Source organism: Streptomyces sp. GL_148 (assembly GCF_057834205.1).
In genome coordinates this window covers 4,614,398-4,628,961 of sequence record NZ_CM174396.1, presented here as the reverse complement: position 1 = coordinate 4,628,961, position 14,564 = coordinate 4,614,398, and the positions used below count along the sequence as shown (strand labels likewise).

The 14,564-nt window shown below is 74.6% G+C and carries 14 protein-coding genes; 12 read left to right on the top strand and 2 right to left on the bottom strand.

What is annotated here, in order from left to right; translation table 11 throughout:
- Positions 1 to 43: 43 nt before the first annotated feature.
- Both kdpC and AC3IYI_RS21360 read left to right on the top strand, forming a co-directional pair.
- Positions 44 to 676, top strand: a complete 633-nt coding sequence (gene kdpC, locus AC3IYI_RS21365; RefSeq protein WP_489405286.1) for a potassium-transporting ATPase subunit KdpC — start codon at positions 44 to 46, stop codon at positions 674 to 676.
- 57 nt (positions 677 to 733) lie between these two features.
- Positions 734 to 1,291, top strand: coding sequence for a GNAT family N-acetyltransferase (locus tag AC3IYI_RS21360; RefSeq protein ID WP_489405285.1), 558 nt, complete (start codon positions 734 to 736; stop codon positions 1,289 to 1,291).
- A gap of 37 nt (positions 1,292 to 1,328) precedes the next feature.
- Here the strand turns inward: AC3IYI_RS21360 and AC3IYI_RS21355 are convergent, their stop codons facing one another.
- A complete protein-coding gene (locus AC3IYI_RS21355) occupies positions 1,329 to 2,837 on the bottom strand; it encodes an NsdA family TPR-like regulatory protein (protein ID WP_489405284.1) in 1,509 nt (502 codons plus the stop codon).
- A 201-nt stretch (positions 2,838 to 3,038) separates the two neighbouring features.
- Between AC3IYI_RS21355 and AC3IYI_RS21350 the strand changes: the two genes are divergently transcribed.
- The 5 genes from AC3IYI_RS21350 to AC3IYI_RS21330 all read left to right on the top strand — a co-directional run bounded on the left by AC3IYI_RS21350 (position 3,039) and on the right by AC3IYI_RS21330 (position 7,239).
- A complete protein-coding gene (locus AC3IYI_RS21350; RefSeq protein ID WP_489405283.1) occupies positions 3,039 to 4,265 on the top strand; it encodes a 3-oxoacyl-[acyl-carrier-protein] synthase III C-terminal domain-containing protein in 1,227 nt (408 codons plus the stop codon).
- Between the two features lie 35 nt (positions 4,266 to 4,300).
- Positions 4,301 to 5,200 carry a hypothetical protein gene (locus AC3IYI_RS21345; protein ID WP_489405282.1) on the top strand — a complete coding sequence of 300 codons (900 nt, stop codon included), beginning with the start codon at positions 4,301 to 4,303 and terminating at the stop codon, positions 5,198 to 5,200.
- Positions 5,201 to 5,767: 567 nt separating this feature from the next.
- Positions 5,768 to 6,418: a class F sortase gene (locus tag AC3IYI_RS21340; protein ID WP_489405281.1), complete on the top strand. Its 651-nt coding sequence runs from the start codon at positions 5,768 to 5,770 to the stop codon at positions 6,416 to 6,418.
- Positions 6,419 to 6,596: 178 nt separating this feature from the next.
- A complete protein-coding gene (locus AC3IYI_RS21335) occupies positions 6,597 to 6,935 on the top strand; it encodes a hypothetical protein (protein ID WP_489405280.1) in 339 nt (112 codons plus the stop codon).
- 133 nt (positions 6,936 to 7,068) lie between these two features.
- Entirely contained in the window at positions 7,069 to 7,239 is a 171-nt protein-coding gene (locus AC3IYI_RS21330) for a hypothetical protein (protein ID WP_489405279.1), read from the top strand.
- A 271-nt stretch (positions 7,240 to 7,510) separates the two neighbouring features.
- On the opposite strand, the gene AC3IYI_RS21325 is transcribed toward AC3IYI_RS21330, so the two are convergent.
- A complete protein-coding gene (locus tag AC3IYI_RS21325; RefSeq protein WP_489405278.1) occupies positions 7,511 to 7,792 on the bottom strand; it encodes a hypothetical protein in 282 nt (93 codons plus the stop codon).
- A 365-nt stretch (positions 7,793 to 8,157) separates the two neighbouring features.
- Here AC3IYI_RS21325 and AC3IYI_RS21320 point away from each other — a divergent pair, with 365 nt between their 5' ends.
- From AC3IYI_RS21320 to AC3IYI_RS21300, 5 genes are all read left to right on the top strand, one after another.
- Positions 8,158 to 8,988, top strand: coding sequence for a hypothetical protein (locus AC3IYI_RS21320; protein ID WP_489405277.1), 831 nt, complete (start codon positions 8,158 to 8,160; stop codon positions 8,986 to 8,988).
- Between the two features lie 93 nt (positions 8,989 to 9,081).
- The gene (locus tag AC3IYI_RS21315) at positions 9,082 to 11,130 is read left to right on the top strand and encodes an FUSC family protein (protein WP_489405276.1); all 2,049 of its coding nucleotides are present in this window, start codon (positions 9,082 to 9,084) and stop codon (positions 11,128 to 11,130) included.
- A gap of 324 nt (positions 11,131 to 11,454) precedes the next feature.
- Positions 11,455 to 12,192 (top strand): hypothetical protein, encoded by a 738-nt coding sequence (locus AC3IYI_RS21310; RefSeq protein WP_489405275.1) that lies wholly within the window; start codon positions 11,455 to 11,457, stop codon positions 12,190 to 12,192.
- A 16-nt stretch (positions 12,193 to 12,208) separates the two neighbouring features.
- Positions 12,209 to 13,483: a sensor histidine kinase gene (locus AC3IYI_RS21305; protein ID WP_489405274.1), complete on the top strand. Its 1,275-nt coding sequence runs from the start codon at positions 12,209 to 12,211 to the stop codon at positions 13,481 to 13,483.
- Positions 13,484 to 13,662: 179 nt separating this feature from the next.
- Complete coding sequence (locus tag AC3IYI_RS21300; RefSeq protein WP_489405273.1) at positions 13,663 to 14,538, top strand: hypothetical protein; 876 nt, start codon at positions 13,663 to 13,665, stop codon at positions 14,536 to 14,538.
- Positions 14,539 to 14,564 lie beyond the last annotated feature (26 nt).

Here is a 14,564-nt window from a genome sequence, read left to right as displayed (position 1 = left end):
CTGCTCATCCAGGGCTCTGCTCACTTAGGAACGTGCTGACCCCATGAACAACTCCGTAGGCAACACCGCCCGCCTGCTCGGCGCCGGGCTGCGCGCCCTCCTCGTCCTGACCGTGCTGTGCGGGGTCCTCTACCCGCTCGCCGTCACCGGCATCGCCCAGGCCGCCTTCGGCCACAAGGCCAACGGCTCCAAGATCAAGGACGCGAGCGGCAAGGTCGTCGGCTCCTCCCTGATCGGCCAGTCGTACGGGGACGACCTGCGCTGGTTCCAGGGCCGCCCGGCGGCGGGACTCGCCAAGAACACCGTCAACACCCAGTACGAGCTGCTGGTCTCCGGCGCCACCAACAAGGCGGCGGACAGCCCCGAGCTGCTGAAGTCGGTGCAGGAGGCCAAGGCCAAGGTCCTGCTCGACAACACCGTCCCGGGCTACGCCCCGCGGCTCGCCCAGATCCCGGCGGACGCGGTGACCTCCTCCGGCTCGGGCCTCGACCCGGACATCTCCCCGGCCTACGCGGAACTCCAGACGGCCCGCGTCGCCCGGCGCAACGGCCTCCCGGTGGCCGAGGTGGCCAAGCTGGTGGAGGCCCACACCGAGGGCCGCACCCTCGGCTTCATGGGCGAACCGCGCGTCAACGTCCTGGAACTCAACACGGCCCTGCGGAACCTCAAGCGGTGAGGGTCACCGGCTGAAATCCCGGTGCCGGGCGCCGGACCGCACTGGCACACTCCCCGCATGGACGCCACCGCCGCGGCTGAACCCCGCCTTCGCATACGCGAGATGACCGAGGCCGATATCGACGCCGTAGCCGCCGTGCGCACCAGCGCGTGGCGCTACGCCTACGCCGGGCTGATGCCGCAGTCCTACCTGGACGGGCTCAGCGTCGCCGCGCAGGCCGAGAAGCGGCGCGCATCCTTCGCCGATCCGGCCGGCGCCGTGACCGACCTCGTGGCCGAGGGCCCCGACGGGGCGGTCCTCGGGTGGGCCGCCTTCGGCCCCGCCACGAGCACGGATCCCGAGGGCACGGCGCCCGACGAGGGCGAGCTGTCGGCCCTGTACGCGCGGCCCGACGTCATCGGCACCGGCGTCGGCCGCGCCCTGCTGACCGAGGTGCTGCGCCGGGCGCCCTACCCCGCGGTACGGCTCTGGGTGGTCGAAGGCAACGCCCGGGCGCGCCGGTTCTACGAGCGTGCCGGCTTCCGCCCCGACGGCGGAACCCTCGTCGAGTACGCGGACGGCTCCCCGGTTCCCGAGCTCCGCTACCGCCGGGCGGCCGCCGCCGCCCCGCGCTGAGCGGGCTGCCGCACCCGCCGCGCCCGCCGCGCCCCGCTCATGGCAGCCTCTCCGCCAGCGCTCGGGCCATCGCGACGGTCGGGACCGCCTCCCTCGTGCGCCGGTACGGGGTCAGGTCGCGCAGCAGCCGGCCGAGCGCCTCGCGCACCGCGCGCGACTGCACCGCCGGGGCCGCCGTGAGGAACGCCCGCCAGTGCTCGCAGGCCCGGGTGAGGTGCCCGAGGCGCAGCAGCGTCTCGGCGAGCGCGGCGTGCGTGAGCGCGGTGGCCCGGTGCTGGCCGGCCGCGCGACCGCGCAGGGACCGCTCCAGGGCGTCGGCCGCGGCCGGGAACTCGCCGAGGGCGAGGTGGGTCCGGGCCCGGGCGAAGTCGAGATCGGCGCGGGCGTACGAGTCGAAGGGCCCGTCGGGCGGCTGCGCCGCGTGCAGCCCGTGCAACCGGTCGGCGGCGGCCAGATCATCGGCGGCGGCGGCCCGTTGGCCGGCGTGGGCGTGTGCGGCCGCGCGCTGGACCAGGAGGAACGCCAGCGTGCCGGGCTCCCCGTCGGCGGGCGCGGTCTCCACCGCCGTCCGGGCGAGCCGTACCGCGTGCGCGGGCTGCCCGAGCCGGCCTGCGTGCGCGCTCATCGCGCGCAGGGTGATCGCGTACATCCGCCGGTCGTCGGCCTGCCGGGCCAGTCCGAGGGCGATGCCGTGGTACTCCTGCGCGAGCCCGTGGTACCCGGAGTCCGCCGTCATCTCCCCGAGCAGGTGGGCGAGTTGGGCGTACCCCCGCCACACGTCGGCCGCCCCGCACCCGGGCCCGGGCACCCCCCGGCCGCGTGCGGCGGGTCCCGGGCCGTCCGTGTGGCGGGCCGCGAAGGCGCCCGCGTCCTGGGCCAGCCAGGCGGCCAGCGCCGCGCGGGTGTGGACGCCGCCGTGGGTGAGGTAGAGGCCCGAGAAGCTCCCCGCGAGCGCCCTCAACTGCTCTGCGTGGGCCGCGAGATGCCGCCGCGCGGCGAGCTCCGGCATGCCGGAGCCCGTCCCTGCACGGGTGCCCGTACCTGCACGGGTACCCGTACCTGCACGGGTGCCCGTACGCGCACCCGCGGCGGCCTCGCCGCGGCCGCCCGCCGCCGGGTCCTGGCCCCACACCGGGTCCGGCACCGGCACCGGCTGGTACGGGCTGCGCAGCAGCGGCGGCCTGCTGTGCGGGTCCACGTCGGCCCTGGCCCGGAGCGCGAGCCGGAGCAGCCCCCCACCCCCGCCTTCGGCCGCCCCCGGGCCGGGCCGTACGCCGGGCCCCTCCGAGCCCGCGCCGAGGCCGGCCTCCGCCACGGTGACCAGCCGCCCGCAGCGCTCCGTCAGCGCCGCCGCTATCAGCTCGGGCACGGGCCGGCGCGGCCGGGTGCCCGACAGCCAGTGCGCGACGGCGGTCCGGTCGTAGCGCAGGGCCAGCCCGTGCAGGGTCCCCAGGGCGTTGACAGCCCGCGCCAGCTCCGCCCCGCTCCACCCGGCCTCGGCCAGCAGGTCCCCCAGCCAGGCGTTGGCCACCCGTCGCCCGCTCACGACGCCCGCCCCGGGCCGGACTCCGCATTCAACGCTTTCACCACTGCACCCCCCGCATTCCCTTCTCCGCGTCCGCCCCCTGGTGTTCGCTGGAGCCGTCCCCATCGGATTCCACGGACCGGAGAAGCATGTCTGTCTCGGAAACGGCCAATGCCCCCGCACCCGCCGCCTACGCGTACCCGTTCCCCTACCGGATTTCCGGTGTCGGCGCCCAGATCGGCGAGGTCATCTCCGTCGAGGAACGGGCCCGGCTCGCGCACATCCCGCACCGCAAGCGGGCCGGCGAGGAAATCAGCGGCACGGATCGAGCGCATACTCGGGGTCACCTCCAAGAGCTGGGACCGGGAGCGTTTCGCCTCGCTCGACACCGTCGTCGACGTCGCCCGCGCGGCCCTGCGCTCCGCCCTCGCCGAGCCCGAGGACATCGACGCCGTCTTCGTCGCCACGTGCACCCCGTACGAGATCATGCTCGACCAGGACGCCTTCAACCTGCTGCGCCGCCTGCGCATCCCGGACAGCGTGCCGCCCTTCCAGCTCGGCGCCGGCTGCGGCGGGCTGTCCCGCGTCGCCGCACACCTGGCCCGGACGGGGGCCCGCCGCGCGCTCGTGGTCTCGTACAACGCCGCGAGCCCCATCGGAATCGACGAGAACGGCATCATTTCCCAGTACAGCGGCGCGGACAGAGAGCATCCTTTCGCGCACACCCTGTGGTGTTCCGGGGCCCTGTTCTCCGATGCCGCGACCGCGCTCGTATTCGAGCGGGACGAAAGCTTCGAGGGCGGCCTCGGCTTCTATTCGCACGATTCCCTCGATTTCGGGGGCGAGCCCGGATTCAGCGATCCGCTCATCCATTACCCCGGCGGCGGCGCCGCCCACCCGCCGGGCTTTACCGGGTCCGCCGAGCTCTCCGCATTCGGACTCAACGGACCGGAGCTGGCCCGCTATTACTCGCGCGGCATGATGCTGAACCAGGAGACCATGGACGCCCACCGCCCCGGTTTCGTGGACGAGGTCCGGCGGATCTACACGCACCAGGCCGGCCCGGCCCTGGTCGAGAACTACCACCAGCTCGCCGGCCTGGACACCCACAAGGCCCCCGCGCACGCCCGCGAGCTCGGCAACCTCGTCACCTCCGCGGCCCCGGTGCTCTTCTACACCGACGTGGTCAACGGCCTGGTCGGCGCGGGCGACTCCGTCTGTTTCTCCGTCATCGGCGCCGGTCCCGAGCGCGGGGCCTTCCTCGCACGGGTCGCGATCCCGGGCGAGGTCACCGTCACCACACCGCTGCCGCCCGTCCCGGCCACCGCCGAGACCGCCGGGACCGCCGGGACCGCCGCGCCCACCCGGGCCGCCGAGCCCGTCGGGTCCGCCCGGGCCGTTGAGCCCGCCCGGGCCCCCGGAGCCCCCGGAAGCACCGCCACCGCGTAGACGCACGCGCCCACCTCCTTCGAAACGAGTCCGCCGTGCACATCGCCCTCGCCGGGGCCGCCAGCCCCACCGGCATCCGGCTCGCCGCCGAACTGCTCGGCCGCGGCCACCACCTGACCCTGCTCACCGGCACCGACGTGCGGCGGAGCAGGCTCCTGCTGGCCCGTCAGCTCGCGCTGACCGGGCTGTATCCCGAGTACGTGGACCTCCTCGCGGCCCGGCTCGACGCGCGCCGGGGCGCCGAGGTCCTGGCCGGCGCCGCACCCGCCCGGTCGGCGCCGTCCGCACGGTCCACCGCACCCGCCGGCCTCTTCGACGCCGTCTGGTGCGTGGAGCAGCCCGCCGCCACCGCGGCCGCGCTGCTGCCCCTCGCCTCCGGAGGGGGGAGGCGTACGGCATTCCACCTGGTCACCATCGGAGACGCGGGTCCGGCCGGGCGTACGGTCGCCGCCGCGGCCGTACGGGACGGGTTCCCGGCCGGGGTGCACTGCCTGGCCCCGACCGTCAGCGACCTGGCCGACCACGCGGAGCTGCCCCGGCCCGCCTTCACCCGGCTCGCCGTCGCCGAGTCCGTACGGGCGGCTCCGGCGGCGGCTCCGGCGGGGGATCCGGAGCCGGGTGCTCCGGCGACGGTCAGCCTGCTGCCGCTGGCCCCGGCCGCCCACGCCCTGGCGGAGGCCGCCGAGGAACCGGGCTGGTCGGGGCTGCGCCACATCGGCTGGGTGCACGCACACCCCACCGAAGCCGCGGCCCTGGCCCGGGCCGTCGGCCCCGAGCTGGCCCCCGGCCTGCTGCGGCGCCTGTCGGAGCTCCAGCCCGTGGCCGCCACGACCGAGCTGGACGGCCCGCCGCTCGGCGCCGGGTACCTCACCCGGGCTGCGGCGCCCGTCCTGCCTCCCGCCCGGCAGCCCGCCCGGACGGCGGAGCGGGTGTGAGCGCGGCCGGGCGGCCCTGGCGGGAGCGGCGCGTGGTGGACGGTCTGGCGGAGGCCCTGCGGGAGGCCGCCTCGGAACGCTTCCTGGGCAACGGCCGGACGCCGACGAAGGCGGCATCGGCTGGGGCATCGGCCCCTGCCGCCGCCCCAGCCGAGGCGGACCGCTTCGGAAGACTCGGAAGGCTCGGAAGGTAAGGAGACCCCATGGCCAGGGCATATGCGTATGGATCATTCATGATCCAAGGACAAGCCGCCCGGACCACCCCCGCAACTCAGGCCGACGGCCCGGCACATCGGTCCGCTTGACAGGTTTTCGCATGTGGCAGAACGTGCCGCCGATCCGACACGCCCAAGGTCCGGCCTTGACGTTCTCACCCGTTCGGGCGCACAGCCCGCACACCCGGTCCCGCCCGGGCCCACCGGCCGCCATCTGCGAAGACGTCCCCGAGTGAGGGCGGCAGGACGATGACTCGCCGTCAGTTCGCCGTGTTTCGCGCCCCGCCGGGGGCCGGGGAAGGGTCCACTGCTCTCGGGACCGGCCGTCCGAGCCGGACCAGGAGGGATCCCCATGCCCCGCGCCAAGTGGGTGGTCGGCGTACTGACGGTGGCTCTGCTGTGCACCGGCCTAGGGGTGTTGCGCACCAGCGAAGGCGGCCGGCCGACCGCCCCGACCGCGGGCGACGCCCTGCCCTCGCGGGTCCTGGGGCTGTCCGGCCCGCGCCGCCTGGCCCGGCAGTTGGAGCATTCCGGCGGGCACACCACCGGCAAGGGCTCCCGGCGGCCCGGACGGTCGGGAGTCACGGCCCTTGCGGCCTCGCTGCCGCTGCGCCTGCTCATCCCGGTCCTCGGAACGGACGTACCGCTGGCGGGCGGTACCCCGCCGGGGGGCGGGCCGGACACGGAGGATCCCCAGCCCGGCGCCGCCGACGCCAAGCCCCCCGTCCCGGACAGCGCCGTGTGGGACTCCGTGAGCCCGACACCGGGCGCGGCCGGGACCGCAGTGATCTCCGCGGACCTCCCCCGGCTCGGCGAACTCCGGCGCGGGCAGACGATCGAGGTCGCGCGCGCCGACCGGCGTACGGCCGTGTTCACCGTGACCCGGGTCTCCCCCGGGACCGCCGGGCGGGGCGGGCCGTCCGGCCGGGCCCAACTCCGGCTGATCAGCGGCGAGACGGCCGTCCTGGCCCGCCTCACCGGCCACCTCCGCAGCCCGCGCTGACCGGCGGCGGCCCCTGAAAGGCGGACACCCCCTGCGGCCACCTGACAGCCGTGGGGGGCGTCTTCGTCCCCCGGTCGGGGGACGCTGCGGTCCCGGCGGAGAGTCCGTCCGCGTGTCGGGGCACACCCTCCGCATGAGCGGGACACGGCGTGCGCCGACGGCACCGGACAGGGCCCCGATGACGGCTGCCCTGACGGTGCTCTGCGTCGTGCTGCTGTGCCTCTTCGGCGTCGGCGGAGCCGGTCCGTCCTCCGCGGCGGCCGAAGGCCCCCGCCCCGCCCCCACCGCGCCGGCCGAGCCCACCGAGGCACCGGCCGATCCGGCCGGCGATCCGGAAGTACGTGTGGCGGTACGGGTGCCCGCGCGCGGCGTCCCCGGCGTACGGGGACTGCAGCGGCCGGTGTTTCACGTGAAACCTCCCCGGTCCGGCCCCACGGAGCCGGTCCCGGACCCGACGGGCGCGCTCGCACCCGCGGCATCCCTGGGGGCGGTACGGAGTGTGGTCCTGCGCTGCTGACCGGGCCGAGAGGCCGAGCAGCAGCACCGCGCGCCCGGCACGGCCGGCTCACCGGGGACACCCGGCACACCCGGCACCCGAGTGTCTTTGGCGCGCGTCCCCCCACACCCCCGAAACACCGTGAGGTTCCGCCATGCCCTTCGACCCGTACCTCGCCTTGAACGCCATGCTCCGCGCCGAGGCCGCCCGCTTCTCCCCGCCGGCCCCGCCCGCACGCCGGCAGGAACCCGAGTCCGCCAAGACCGCGCAGACCACCGCCGAGGCCCCGACCGGAGAGGACACGGCCGTGCAGGGCGGCGCGTAGGGGCATCACGACATGAGGAGGCACCGGTTCCCGCGCCCTCGGCAACGGAGAGTGGTCACGTGAGGTTCGACCACGGAGCGCGGGAACCGGCGCCTCATTCAGTCTCGGTCACCCACCCGTTCACCCGCCTCGGCCTTTTGTCCGCTTTCGCCCCGCCGAAAGTACCGCTCGGCGGAGTTGTCCCCAGCGACCGGTGACGTACGCCGGAGCCCCGGCCCCGCACGTGGCGGGCGGCCGGGGCTCCGGCGCACCTGGGCGGCCCCGGACGGGCCTACGAGGCGTTGCGCGTGTGATAGCGGTAGAAGGCCGCCGCACCGACGCCCGCACCGACGAGCAGGCCCAGGCCCGAGCTCTTCAGGATGGACTCACCGGCCAGGCTGTACAGGTAGCCGAAGGAGATGCCCGCGAAGATCCCGTACGCCGCCGCGTGCGGCTCCTGCGCCAGCCGCGGGCCGATCCGGGCCAGGGCCACCAGGCAGGCGGCGAAGATCGCGCCGCACAGGATCCCGTAGAAGACGTTGCCCGCGTCGACGGGCCCCATCTGACGTTTCATGAAGGCGGCGTAGACGCCGTAGACCAGTCCCATGAGCAGCGGTCGCGCGAGGGCCGATTCTGCTCGTGTGGGCCGCCGTACCGGACGCCGGCTGCCGGTGCCCCCGGGGGGCGGTGGGTGCCGCATGTGCCATGACGGGCTCCTCTCTCCCATCCTCCAGGGCACACCCGCAACCCGGGACCGGCAACCGGAGCAGTCGGGCGGCTACGCGCCGGGGGCCGCCCGCACCGCCACCGCGTCGATCTCGAAGAACATGTCCGGCAGGGCCGGCGGATGGCGCAGTCGGCCGCGCACGACCCGGCCCGCACCACCCGGCCGCAGCAACCCGGCTCGCGCCGGGCGCCCGGCCCCCTTTCCCTGGTGACGTGCGGACCTTCCTCTCGGCGGTACTCATCGCGCTCGTGGCCCTGCTGGTGCCCGCGAGCGCCGTCGCGTACTGGGCCGATCGCGAGCTCGGCAGCGCCGACCGCTACACCGCGGCCATGTCCCCGCTCGCCTCGGATCCCGCCGTGCAGAACCTCGTCGTCACCCAGGCCGGCCGGGCCCTCTCCGGGCAGATCGACGCCGGCCCCTTCCAGGGCGGGGTCGACGCCCTCCTCGGCGAGGCCCTGCGCTCCTTCGTCGGCACCCCGGCCTACCAAACCGCCTGGGACGCCGCGAACCGCGCCGCCCACGGCGCCTTCTTCCACGCACTCACCACCGGCGACGGCAACGCCGTGACCATCGACCTCGCACCCGTGATCGCCCGGGTGAAGGCCGATCTCGTCGACAACGGGGTGCCGTTCGCCGACCGCATCCCCGAGACCCACGTCTCGGTGGAGGTCATGGAGTACGACAACCTCGGCGCGCTCCGGAAGGGCTTCCGCATGCTGCAGATCGCCGGGGTCTGGCTCCCCGTGCTCACCCTGGTGCTGGCCGCGACGGCCATCGCCGTCGCCGTCCGGCGCCGCCGGGCCGTCCTGGCCACCGGGCTGGGACTGGCAGTCGGGGCCGTCCTGCTGTGGGCGGCCGTGATCCTGTGCCGACACCTCACCTTGGACGACCTGCCGGCCGACATCGACCGGGCGGCCGCCGAAGCCGTGTACGACGCGCTCACCGCGTTCCTGCGGACCACCGCCTGGGTGGTGCTGGCCGCCGGACTCGCCGCCGCACTGGCCGCCTGGCTGGCGGGCCGACTGCGCCGCGACACCCCATAAGCTCGGAACCGGCGGATTGGCACGCAAATCCGTAGAAGAATCCATAGAGCAGCACAGAAGAACCGATTCACGAGCGGCGGCACGGAAGCGGGAATGAGCACCGAACGCACGGAAGGCATACCGGACGGGCGGCCAGGGCGGGCCGGGCGGACAGTACGGGCCGGGCAGAGCGCCGGACGGTTCGGTCCGCTGGCCCCGCCCGCCTGGCTGCTGAAGGGGCTGCGGCCGAGTTCCGCGCCGGTCCCCTGGGCCGCCGCGCTGCGCGCGGCCGTCGCCATGGCCCTGCCGCTGGCCGTCGGCTTCGCCGTCGACGAGCCCGAGTACGGCGCGCTCGTCTCGATGGGCGCCCTGTCCGGGGTCATCGGTGACACCGCGGACGCCTACCGGATGCGGATCCTGAACATCGCCGTGCCCCAGCTCTTCGGGGCCGTGGGCGTCGCGCTGGGCACGCTGGTCTTCGGGCACGGCTGGGTCGCGGTCGGCGTCCTCACCCTGATCGCCCTGGTCTCCGGGATGATCTCCTCCATCGGCACGGTGGCCTCCGTCTCCGGACTGCTGCTCCTGCTGAACGCCGTCGTCGGCGCCGGCCTGCCGATGCCCAGTCCCTGGTGGACGGCCCCCCTGCTGCTGAGCGCCGGCGGGCTGTTCGTCCTCCTGCTGACCCTGCTGGGCTGGCCGCTGCGCGGGCGGCAGCCGGAGCGGGCCGCCGTCGCCGCCGCCTACCGGGCCCTGGCCGACACCCTGGAGGCCGCGGGCGGACCGGGCCCCGCGTACGAGGCGCGCCGCCAGCAGGTCACCCAGTCCCTGAACCACGCCTACGACCTGGTGCTGGGCCGCCGGACCCGGGTGCACGGCCACAGTCCCTCGCTCGTGCGGATGCTGGCCCAGCTGAACGTGCTGATCCCGCTCGTCGAGGCGGCGCCCGCCGCGCACTTGCGCCACAGACCCCTCTCCCCCGCGATCCCGGCGGCCGTACGGGACCTGGCGACGGCCGTCGAGGAGGGCCGCACGGACACCCCCGTACTGGACCTGCCCGCGCCGGACGGCCAGTCCGAGCGGGCCATCGACGCGGCCCTGCGGCACGCCGCGACGATCGTTCCACTGGCCGAGCCGGACATGCACAACGTCGACGACCGGCTCGGGCGGCCCGCAGCACTGCGGGTCCGGGCCCGCCGGGTGGTGCGCGACATGATGTTCTCCGAGGCCTCCTGGCGGTACGGGCTGCGGCTCGCGCTGTGCATCGGGCTGGCGCAGTCCCTCGTCTCGGTGGTGGAGATCGAGCGCTCCTACTGGGTAGCCCTCACGGTCACCTTCGTCCTCAAGCCCGACTTCGGCTCGGTGTTCTCCCGGGCCGTGCTGCGCGCGCTGGGCACCGCGGGCGGGCTCGTCATCGCGGCCGCCGTGCTCTCGGAGGTGCCGCGGGGGTGGTGGGACGTACCCGTCATGGTGGTCCTGGCAGCCCTCATCCCCATCTTCTCGGTCAAGGGCTACGCCTTCCAGACCGCGGCGATCACCCCGGTCATCCTGCTCCTCTCCGACCTGCTCAACCACCAGGGCTTCGACCTGGTCCGGCCGCGGCTGCTCGACAGCCTGATCGGCTGCGCCATCACCCTGATCGCCGGGTACATGCTCTGGCCCGAGAGCTGGCACACCCGGATCGGCGACCGGCTCGCCGACACGGTGGACGACGCCGCCCGGTACGTGGAGCACGCCTTCGGCTCCGACCCCGACACGGATGCGGGCCAACGGGCGGGCCGCACCGCCCGGCTCCAGGCCCGCCGCCGCATCTACCGGGACCTGTCCGGCGTACGCAGCGAGTTTCAGCGGGCGCTGACCGAGCCGCCGCCGACCGGGGAACGGGCCGCCGCGTGGTGGCCGCTGGTGGTCGCCGTCGAGCGGATCGTCGACGCGACGACGGCCGCCCGGGTCCGGGTCAACCACGGCGCGCAGCGCCCCGGCTCCCGGGAGGTCGAGGCGATCGCCGAAGACCTCCGGGCCCTGGCCCACGGCGTCCGCAGGGTCGACACCCCCACCCTGCTCCGCCCCACCCCACCCCCCGAGGTCGACGAATCCTCCGTCCTCTCCCCGGTCCGCCAGGAACTCGCAGCAGCCAGAGCCATCGCGAACCCCACCCACGACTAGGCCAACTCCAGCCCCGCCGGCGTTCGAGGCGCGGGGCCCAGGGCCGGAGCCCCTGGCGAACGGCGCCGCACGCACCCACCGGGCCGGCCCACATCCAGCCCCGCCGGCCAACTCCAGCCCCGCCGGCGTTCGAGGCGCGGGGGCCCGGGGGCGGAGCCCCTGGCGAACAGCGCCGCACGCACCCACCGGGCCGACCCACATCCAGCCCCGCCGGCGTTCGAGGCGCGGGGGCCCGGGGGCGGAGCCCCTGGCGAGCGGCGCCGCGCGTCCCCCCAATGGCCCCGCCCCCGGGCCCACCCCGCCCCCACGAGGGAGCATCGGGACATGAGCCTCCGCCGGCGCAGCCGGGCGATCCTCCTCACGGCCGCCACGGCCACCCTGGCGGCCATGACGGGCTGCGCGGACGTGGAGGGTCTCCAGGACGACGGCGACCTCGGCACGGCGCACGCCCCCCGCACCCTGTGGAAGGACATCCGCCCCGACCCCCCGGCCCCCGGCCAGCAGCCCGGCACGGCCACCGCCCTCCCGGGTCTCGCCAAGGTCCCCGACCTGTCCATGCGGGGCGTGAACGCCGTGGACGTCGTACGGGCCGACATCACCGCCGCGACCGCCGCGGACGCCGGCACCGGCCGGCTCGTCGACCCCCGGGCGATCCAGCGCATCGCGCTCTGTACACAGGCTGTGGACGGCGGCCCCGACTGCCCCGTCCGGCCCGCCGTCCTGGCCGATGTGACGGGCAACGGCAGGGACGAGCTGATCACCGCCCTCGACATCGACGGCCGGGTCAGCGAACTGCGCGTCTACACCGTCCAGGACGACGGGACGATCGCCCGCATCCTGTCGCGGCGCGGGGTCCTGGAGGGCGTGGAGGTCGCCGCCGAGCACCTGGCGGTCCGCGAGCCGACCTCGAACCCGAAGAAGGTCTCCATCTCCGACTACGTGTGGGATCCGGAGGCCGGGATCATGAACCTCGACCAGCTCACCCTCGACGAGTGCCCGAACCAGGGCGATGCCTCCCCCTGCCCGACCCCGACCCCGGGCACGGGCACAGGCACGGGCTGAGGAGGCCGGGATCCCGATGCTCCGGACGAGCAGCCTGCGCTGGAAGATCGCCATGACCACCACGGCGGTGTGCTGCGCCGTCGCGGCCGTGCTCGGCATCCTCGTGCACAACGTGGTCGCCCGCCAGCTCGTCGGCGAGGTCCGCAAGGACGTGGACCGCGAGCTGGACTACGCCCTGAGCCAGTACGAGTACGGCACCGCGCACGGCGACGGCAACAGCGCCCTCGACCCGCCGGGCCTCCCGGCCCCGCTGCGCGAGCTGGTCGCGCGCGGACTGACGGGCAGCATGACCGGCACGCAGGACGGCAAACCCGTCATGTGGGCGGCCGGACCCGCCGACGGCAAGCCCCTCGCGGTCTGGGTCCCCTACGAGAGCACCCGCACCCGGCTCCGGGAGACCGACGCCGCCATCCTGGTCTCCGCCCTCCTCGCCGCCGGACTGGTGGCCCTCGCCGGCCTTTTCCTCGCCAACCGCATCAGCCGCCGGCTCGCCACCACGGCCGCCGTGGCCCGGCGGATCAGCGCCGGGGACCTCGACGCACGCGTCGGCTTCCCGGCCGGCGGGGAGGGGCCGCGGCCGCGCTCCCGCGACGAGGTGCGGGACGTGGCGCAGGCCCTCGACTCGATGGCGGCCTCGCTCCAGGCCCGGCTGGAGGCGGAGAAGCGGTTCACGGCGGACGTCGCGCACGAGCTGCGCACCCCGCTCACCGGATCCCTGGCCGCGGCCGCGCTGCTTCCCGAGGGCCGGCCCAAGGAGATGATCAACGACCGGCTGAAGGCACTGCACCTGCTCACCGAGGACCTGCTGGAGATCTCCCGGCTGGACTCGGGCGTCGAGCGGGCCGACCTGGCCCGGGTGGAGCTCGGCCGTGCGGTGGAGCGGGCGGCGGCGAGCACCCGGCTGCCCGTCACGGTACGGATCGAGCGGGACGCGGTGGTGCTCACCGACCGGCGCCGGCTGGACCGGATCCTGGCCAACCTGCTGGTCAACGCCCACAAGCACGGGCAGCCGCCGATCGAAGTGACCGTCACCGGCCCGCTGGTGACCGTACGGGACCACGGGCCCGGTTATCCCGCCGAACTGATCGCGCAGGGCCCGCGGCGCTTCCGTACCGGCGATCCGGGACGCGGACGGGGCCACGGGCTCGGCCTGACCATCGCCGCCGGACAGGCGGAGGTCCTGGAGATCGAGCTGCGCTTCTCCAACGCCCCTGACGGGGGCGCGGTGACCACGCTCCTGCTGCCGGTCGTCCCATCTCACCGAAGGTTGGTCAGTCTCACCGAACCTTGACCACTCGGCTGTTTGTCTCATCGAATTTTGACCGCCGCAGGTCAGGGCAGATGGCCCCCGGGCCAGGCCGGCGCGACCTGGCGGTCGGCTGACGCGCTGTCGCCTGCGGTTCCCGTCCTCGAGAAGGTACGGCTCGCTGTGGCCTTACAAACTCCTTTGCCGAGTCCTACCTTTGAGTTATGAAAACTCAACATCCCGGCCCGCTTGCGGAAGTCGTGTTACCCGTGACAGCCGGATGGCGGCTGCTGTTCGTGCCCAGCCGGGCCCGGGAGCTGGCTGTCGCGCTCGGCGGGAGCATCATGGTCCCGGCGATGTTCGCGGCCCCACTTCTGCTGGCCGCTCTGGTGGCCGCCGCGATCACGGGGAACTCATTCCTCTGGGGCAGTTTCTGGGTCCTCCTGGCACTCACGGTCGTCGCAGTGATCCTGCTCGCCGTGGGCTTGATGTACGTCGCGGCCTCCATGATGGTGCGGTGGGTCGAGTTCCGCCCCCTGGGAAATCCGGCCCAGATCGTGATCGCCCGCTTTCTGCGTTCGTCGACCATGGCGATGGCTGATCTGCAGCGAGTCGTCGTCATCGAGCGACTCAGTCTGGGGCGGCGACAGTCGATCAAGGTGGTGTTGCACACCGGCAGCGAGAAGGTGGAGTGCGAACCGGGGGCGTTCGCACCGCTCACTCGGGTCGACGCACAGGCGCTGACCGACTGGTTGACCGAGCAACTCGGCGGGTCCCAGGTGGCGGTGGAGCGTCAGACGGAGGTCAAGCGAGACTTCGCGCGTCCGGACGGGTGGTGGACCCCGTCCCACACCGCCGAGCTGTGGCAGGTTCCCGTCGGCGAGGTCGACGGCATTGCCGCCCAGCGCGGCGTCGAAATCTATCGGTACACGCCCCGGGCAGCAGCGATGTACAGCCCCGCCACTACGGCCACCGTCTACGATCCGGGCCGGGCCTACGAGGTCGCCGAAGAACTCCGCGCGGAACGAGCCGCCGGCCAGGCCGCCGACAGCACGGCAGCCCCCGGCCCGGCCGAGGACGACGCAACGGATTCCCGCTGACTCGGTCGGGCCCTTCGCTGAGACGA

Coding starts and splice junctions, on each gene's coding strand:
- AC3IYI_RS21315 (WP_489405276.1), top strand. CDS start 9,082: ATGAGCACCGAACGCACGGAAGGCATACCGGACGGGCGGCCAGGGCGG.
- AC3IYI_RS21325 (WP_489405278.1), bottom strand. CDS start 7,792: ATGAAACGTCAGATGGGGCCCGTCGACGCGGGCAACGTCTTCTACGGG.
- AC3IYI_RS21300 (WP_489405273.1), top strand. CDS start 13,663: ATGAAAACTCAACATCCCGGCCCGCTTGCGGAAGTCGTGTTACCCGTG.
- AC3IYI_RS21335 (WP_489405280.1), top strand. CDS start 6,597: ATGACGGCTGCCCTGACGGTGCTCTGCGTCGTGCTGCTGTGCCTCTTC.
- AC3IYI_RS21305 (WP_489405274.1), top strand. CDS start 12,209: ATGCTCCGGACGAGCAGCCTGCGCTGGAAGATCGCCATGACCACCACG.
- AC3IYI_RS21340 (WP_489405281.1), top strand. CDS start 5,768: ATGCCCCGCGCCAAGTGGGTGGTCGGCGTACTGACGGTGGCTCTGCTG.
- AC3IYI_RS21360 (WP_489405285.1), top strand. CDS start 734: ATGGACGCCACCGCCGCGGCTGAACCCCGCCTTCGCATACGCGAGATG.
- AC3IYI_RS21310 (WP_489405275.1), top strand. CDS start 11,455: ATGAGCCTCCGCCGGCGCAGCCGGGCGATCCTCCTCACGGCCGCCACG.
- AC3IYI_RS21330 (WP_489405279.1), top strand. CDS start 7,069: ATGCCCTTCGACCCGTACCTCGCCTTGAACGCCATGCTCCGCGCCGAG.
- kdpC (WP_489405286.1), top strand. CDS start 44: ATGAACAACTCCGTAGGCAACACCGCCCGCCTGCTCGGCGCCGGGCTG.